At 41.7% G+C, this 7,136-nt stretch carries 4 protein-coding genes; all 4 read right to left on the minus strand.

All coding sequences use genetic code 11. The features are described 5' to 3' along the window. A partial coding sequence (locus tag PN457_RS10395; RefSeq protein WP_271733206.1) for a two-partner secretion domain-containing protein occupies positions 1–2,326 on the minus strand: 2,326 nt, incomplete at its 3' end. Continuing rightward, the gene (locus PN457_RS10400; RefSeq protein WP_271733207.1) at positions 2,281–4,020 is read right to left on the minus strand and encodes a ShlB/FhaC/HecB family hemolysin secretion/activation protein; all 1,740 of its coding nucleotides are present in this window, start codon (positions 4,018–4,020) and stop codon (positions 2,281–2,283) included. The genes PN457_RS10395 and PN457_RS10400, both read right to left, overlap by 46 nt. Positions 4,021–4,143: 123 nt before the next feature. Beyond that, positions 4,144–4,500: a zinc ribbon domain-containing protein gene (locus PN457_RS10405; RefSeq protein ID WP_334310757.1), complete on the minus strand. Its 357-nt coding sequence runs from the start codon at positions 4,498–4,500 to the stop codon at positions 4,144–4,146. Positions 4,501–4,537: 37 nt separating this feature from the next. After that, a complete protein-coding gene (locus PN457_RS10410; RefSeq protein WP_271733208.1) occupies positions 4,538–6,775 on the minus strand; it encodes a CHASE2 domain-containing serine/threonine-protein kinase in 2,238 nt (745 codons plus the stop codon). Between the last annotated feature and the right edge of the window lie 361 nt (positions 6,776–7,136).

Genomic DNA, 7,136 nt, shown 5'->3' on the forward strand with positions numbered 1-7,136 from the left:
CTACTATTTGAGGTGCGGTGATGGTAACATTACCGGCGTTACCTGCGCCTTGGGTAAAGGCTTCTACTCCGGCTCCGTCGGAAATTTGGAATCTGGGGGTGTTGATGGTGATGTTACCGGCATTGTTATCTGTGAGGGTGAAGGCTAAAATGCCGCCCACATCTCTGTTTGATCCTCTGTCAAAAGAGATGCCTGACATCGCTACTTGTTCGGTTGCCGTAATTGTTATCACCCCTGCATCACCTTTACCGCGAGTATCAGCGGTAATCAAAGAACCGTTTTCCAGGCTTAAGGTGGAAGTGTTGATAGTAATACCCCGACTACTTCCTTCTGCTGTAGGTCTTACTCTACTAGATATATAACTACTAAATCCTTGAGGATTTTTCCCCCTGAGACTCACTCCATCAGTAGCTGTAATGGTTATCGCTCCGGCATTACCTTTACCAAGGGTACTGGCATTAATATTAGCTCCGTTTTCCAGGGTTAAGGTAGAAGTATCAATAGTGATAGCCCCACTATTTCCTTCTCCTGTACGTAGTACGGTACTAGCTATATAACTACTAAATCCTTGACTATTTTCCCTCCTGAGACTCACTCCATCAGTAGCTGTAATGGTTATCGCTCCGGCATTACCTTTACCAGATGTACTGGCATTAATATTAGCTGCGTTTTCCAGGGTTAAGGTAGAAGTATCAATAGTGATACCGCCACTATTTCCTTCTCCTGTACTTAGTACGGTACTAGCTATATAAGCACTAAATCCCAGACGATTTTCCCCCCTGAGACTCACTCCATCAGTGGCTGTAATTTTTATGTCTCCGGCATTACCTTTACCAAAGGTACTAGCATTAATAAAACTATTCTTTTCTAAGGTTAAGGTAGAAGTATCAATAGTGATACCGCCACTATTTCCTTCTCCTGTACTTAGTACGGTACTAGCTATATAACTACTAAATCCTTGACTATTTTCCCCCCTGAGAGTCACTCCATCAGATGCTGTAATTTTAATAGCGCCGGCATTACCTTTACCCGAAGTATAGGCATTAAGATTAGCTGCGTTTTCCAGGGTTAAGGTAGAAGTATCAACAGTGATAGCCCCACTATTTCCTTCTCCTACCTGTTGTACAGTACTAGCTATATAACTGCTAAATCCTTGACTATTTTCCCCTGTCAGAGTCACTCCATCGGTGGCTGTAATTGCGATCGCTCCTGTATTACCTTTACCAAATATACCGGCATCAATAAAACCACCGTCTTTCACAGTTAAACTAGAAGTACTGATGTGGATATTCCCAGCATTTCCTTGGCCGAATACGCCATTAAATATGAATGAGTTATCCAGGGTGATTTTATCAGTATTATTAATCTGAATATCTCCCCCTTGGGCATCTGGTGAACCCATCCCCGGTGCTATCCCAGCACGCAGCTGACTATTTCCAGTTATCTGTAAATTTTGGGAATTTATTGTTATGCTCCCACCACCCCCAGCAGCAACATCAATAGAAGTACCATTACTGATGCTGATATTTCCCCTGGTGATATTTGTGGCTGCGCCACCCAAACTATCGGGAAAACTCAAACCCAAGTTTTCATGTATATCAACCCTTCCGGCTTGAGTTAAACCACCCAACTGTACTGTACTCCGCCGGGAGTTGATTTGAGTGTTATTCAGGCTGACATCACCCCCAATCAAAGCTAAAGTTTTACCCTCTGGAATACTCAGACGAGAATTAGTCAGGGTAATATTTCCTGGATGATCCCGAAATCTTAACCCATTGGGAACATTCACAGTTAATAACGGCGCTACTGTGGTATCTGTGCTACTAAACTCATAATTATCAAAGATAATACTATCCGCAGTGGCAGCCACAAAGGAACCTTTGACATCTAACCGAGCATTAGCACCGAAATTAATACCATGGGGATTAATTAAAAACAGGTTAGCATTACCCAACACTCCCAAGGTTCCCAAAATACTAGAAGGATTACTTCCCGTCACCCTGGTTAAAATATTACCAACATTATCGGGGTGACTAAAATAAACCCCTCTGTCAGCGCCGACATTAAAATCAGTGAAACTATGAAATAAGTTACTCCCACGGATGGCTCCCCCTTCGATCAGGTCACGGTTATTTACTGTATCATTCCTGACTGTGGAGTTTAAGCTATTGTCTGGTGTGAGTTGGGCGTTTACCATCTGCATATTTGCAGTAGTAATTAAGCCGATGAATATCTGAAGGAATAACTGATAACTGGGATGTTTGATTAACCCTGGAATTTTCATAACCTGGACTCCACAGAGAAATATAAACCGCTTTCTTGCCATGTTCTATCCTGAGATTTGACATGAATCAGGGGAATTCCCCAGTCAATACGAGCTTTTAACTGACCAGTCTGCCACTGCAGACCTAAGCCAGAACCCATCAAAGTATTAGTATTTAATTTAACTGTATGATCACTATTCCACCCGACCCCAAAATCTGCAAAGGGAATCACCGATAACACGCTTTCATTTTTGGATAGTCGCCACACAGGTAACTGAACCTCTGCTGTGACGACAACGCCATTATCTGTTAATAGAGCATCCTGACGATAACCCCGCACACTAGAAATTCCCCCGACACTAAACTGTTCCAATGGCACAAGAGTTTCTGTAGCTAACTGCCAATCAGAACGCAGCAGCAGTAACATATCACGTTTTTGATTTAAGGCACGCACATATTGCCCTTGTCCACGCCATGAAAAAAACCGACTATCGGGCAGCTGATTGTTAATAGTAGCATCAAATAATCCCACCCCTAAATTAAATTGAGAGTAAAAAGCTAATACTGAGGTTGGCTTGCGTGTTAGCCAATTCTGAGAGAAAGCAATTTTAGAAATCCGAGTTTTCCCATCATTATTAGCACCACGAGATATAGGAAAACCTTCCGCTTCCAGTTTAGTTTGGCTGTGTTGATGGGAAAAAATCACACTTAAACCGAATTCTTGATTAGGAGTTTGAAATAATGGTTGACTCAAACCAGCTTCGTAATAGCTAGAGTCGCCAGTAATATCGAGTCTGTCAAAGGGCGGCTCGGTGACGTTAGTTCTGGTCAACCCACTGGCTAATCGCAGTTTACCATTGCTGGGATTCAAGGGGATAGTGTAGCTCAAATCTATGACATTACTACCATCAGTGTTGGCATAACTCACAGTTAAACTATCACCATCACCGGAGACATTACCTTGATTAATTTTAATCCCCCGTCGCCATGTACCTACACTCGGAGAGCGACCGTTATTAGTAAAGATATCGATATGAAAAGTATCGGCTTCTGTCACGGTAACTTCTAATAAACTTAAATCTGGTCGCACTCCTGGTGTTAATTGTGCCGATATATTTTGAATTTGAGGATCGAGTTTCAAAAGTTGTAGGGCTTCTAGGATGCGATTTTGATTCAGGGGAGTTTGTGCAGCTAAAGCCAACCGGGAACGGATGTACTCCGGTCTTAAGCGTTGGGTTCCCCTAACCTTAATATCCTCAATACCTCCCTCTATGATTGTAACTTTGACTACTGCACCTTGAGCAGAAAGGTTTTGAGTTTCAATTACCACCCCAGAATTAACAAAACCATTATCAACATAAAACTTATTTAACCGCGATTCTACTGTTAGTAAATCAGCAAAGGTAATTTTTTGATCAAGAAAATCTTGAATTTCTGCCCTTAATTTCTCGTCACTAAAGGCCGTATTACCTAAAAATTCAAATCCTTGAACTTTAAATTGACTAGGAATAGCTTCTAGGGGTGCAGTATTAGTCGGGGGGGGATGGGTTTCGAGTGTAGATTCCTGTGTTATTATATCAGGCCTACCGGCGATTGGTGTCATCATCTGCTCATAGGTCTTGGCATATGCTGGATTTGTTAATACGACGAAAAATATACTACAACAGATCCTACCCAGCCAACCTCTCTTGATTTGGCAAAATACACCTTTACAGTTTTCAACATCTTTCAATGTCTGCTTTAAGACTGGAGCCATGTATTTACCCTGACCGTACGATTGTGCATGGTTTTTCCTTAATAAAGAATATTGTGTGTTTATAAGTATTTTTAGTATATAGCGCAACGTGGTTAAGTAAACAATATGAAAAATCCTCAAAATTCAATGTTTACGATATGATTTACTTAATCCTTTAAAGAAATCAACTCGTCTTGGGAGTGTCAAAGCTCCCCTACCCACCTTGGCTAGGCTAACACCTAGCTGTGTGGCTACTTTTGTTAAGATATTTGCAGCACCGTTACAGTCAGCGTTTACCAGTATCCCAGCAGAAGTTTTGTACAATCCGGGTTTTACCCTTTGACCTGACGGTTTCCATCCATTGGGTTTTTCACCATGTTTGTAGAGGCGATCGCCATCCAGGTAAGAGGCTTTTGATGTATACGCTTCTTCAGTCAGCGTTATTTTTATACCATATTCTGGACAAAGTTGTTTAAGACGTTGCGGGAAATGAGGAAACATGGGGATAAATCCCCTTGAGTCGGGTTTCATCCCCTCGCTAAAGCGTAGGGGTTCTCACGCTCCCACTATGTTTTGAGAGCAAGTTATTAATATCCTCTAACACCTGCATTGCTGACTCATATCTTTGATAGGAGTGGAGATGTACCATTTTATTTAATATTCTGGTCAATTCCTCAGTAGTATCCGCTAGTTCCGACCAATCTTGCCAAGTCTGCTCACCACTAGGAGATACTGCAGGAATAATGATGAAACCAGTTTTCAGATCCCTACCAAACTCTTTTTCTTGAGGATTTAGCCCTGTTAAGGCTTGTATGGCAATTATTCCCAAAGCATAAATGTCACTATTGAGTTTTGGTATACCACTCATTTGTTCAGGAGGTGCATAACCACGAGAAGCAAAGATAATTGAATCTAAGACATGGTTTTGGGCTTGCAGTTGTTTCACACCCCCAAAGTCAATTAAGACAATGTGTCCATCTGTTGTTCGCCTCATTAAGTTGCTGGGTTTGATGTCTTGATGAATGACATCATAGCTGTGGACAAAAACCAGTATCTGTAAAACTTCTGTGAGGATGTTGATGACTTCAGACCGTAAGTAACATATCCCGGAAGTTAACTCATGTTTCAAGGTATGACCTGGAATAAACTCCTGGACTAAATAAAAATTATTATTTTCTGAGAAAAAAGCTAGTAGTTGGGGTATTTGTGGGTGTTTACCCAGGATTTCCAGAATATCTGCTTCGGTATGAAATAGCCGTTTGACTAGATTCAGATATTCTTTATCTTGACGGACAGGGCGCATCTGCTTCACAACACACAGGGGATTTCCTGGGCGTTGAATATCTTGGGCTAAGTAAGTTTCGCTAAATCCTCCCCGCCCTAAATTATTGATAATTTGATAGCGCTTTCCCAGTAATGTCTGGGTTGTGAGTAATTTTCCTAAATAATCAGGCTCTGGTGTGGGTGTGACAGTTGTTTGTTGTTTTTGCAACTCAGCAATTAATTCTTTTTGTGCTTGCAACAGTTGTATAATTTGTTTTTTCTCCCGTTGACTATCATGAGCGCTATAGGCCAGCACACTTACACTTGCAACTACCAGACCCAGTGCAGGCGCAACCACGGGAAACCATCCGCCGTGGGTAAAAATTACAAAGTTACCCACAAATAAAACCAGCAAAGATGCGACTGACCGCAGTCCTAAGCTGAATGGATATCGCAGACGCCGGGCTAAATATCCCCCCAGTACAGACCATGACCCTATCCAAAGAACTTCAACCCAACCGGGTAAAAACCAAAACAGAGGCTGGTTATTTAAAACCGCACTCAGAATCTGACTAATCATGTGTCCATGTATTTCTACCCCTGCCATCCTACCGGAATTATCAGCTTTTCCAGTATTAAATGGGGTATTGAATATATCTTTTAGGCTCGGTGCTGTGGAACCAATTAAAACAATTCGGTCTTTGACTAAATCTGGTGTAATTTTACCTGCAAGTACTTGTGTAACAGTAACTTTTTCGGCAATGTTACCTGGGGAACGGTAATTCAGTAAGATTTGGTAGCCTCTGGTATCTGCATTTTGATAACCCCCAGAGTTACTTTTGAGGGGTGTAAATATCACATCACCTAATTGTAGTTCCTGATTCACGTTTGATTGCAGTGGAATGCCTTGCAGTGCTAAGTATTTCAGGGCTAACCTCCAACTTAAGGAATAGCTACTTTGGCAAATGTCAGACTTTTCCACTTTCACTGCTATGAGATTACGGCGAATCAAACCATCTGTATCTTCCACAAGATCGCTAAATCCTACCCGCCCGGGTTTTACTCCCGCAGGGGCTGCAATACCAGGCTCTCGAACATTGGTATGTTTACATATAGAAATAATCGAATCACTCCGCACTAAGCGTTGTAGAAGTTGTTCATGACCTGGTTGTACAGGTAAATCACGGAAGATATCTAAACCGATCGCAATGGGTTGATGTTCTTCGAGTTTGCTCAAAAGCTGATTGAGTACTTCACCAGATAAAGGCCAACCCCATCTTTGCAAATCCTCTTCGGTGATGGAGACAATTAATAAACGGGGATCTTTACCGGGATCAGTACGCATTTGCATCATCTGGTCATAGACCTTTAACTCCAGTACCTGTAATACTTGCAGTTTCTGCAATCCCAGTATTAACACTGTGGCAATTACAGTGCCAATAATCACTGGATACTTCAATATTTTTACTAAAAATTTAGTGATTTTTTTGATTAAGTAAGAGTCATCCACCATGATTGTTTACGTAATTTTTGCCAAGCCCAAATTTTAACTATTTCTGCTGGTCAGACTGAGAACTAGGATGATCTCCGCCCACCGATGATCAATAGTTTGTGGTGAAAGAGTCGGTAAAACCATGGCTAAAATCCTAGGTATTGGGGAAATTGAATAAACAGTATAATCATTTATATCATCGTGCTGAGAGGATGTTTTAAAAGTCAAAGTTAGTCAATGACCCACAGCAAGTTTTGCCGATCTCAAGGAGGAATTTAAACCCGCTAGCAAACAAAACTAGTTGGGTTCACTATCATTTGGCTCTGGGGTAGGTTCTGGGGTAGGCTCTGGGGTAGGTTCCGGGGTAGGTTCTGGGGTAGGA

The sequence above is a fragment of the Anabaenopsis arnoldii genome (assembly GCF_028331025.1).
Classification (GTDB): domain Bacteria; phylum Cyanobacteriota; class Cyanobacteriia; order Cyanobacteriales; family Nostocaceae; genus Anabaenopsis; species Anabaenopsis arnoldii.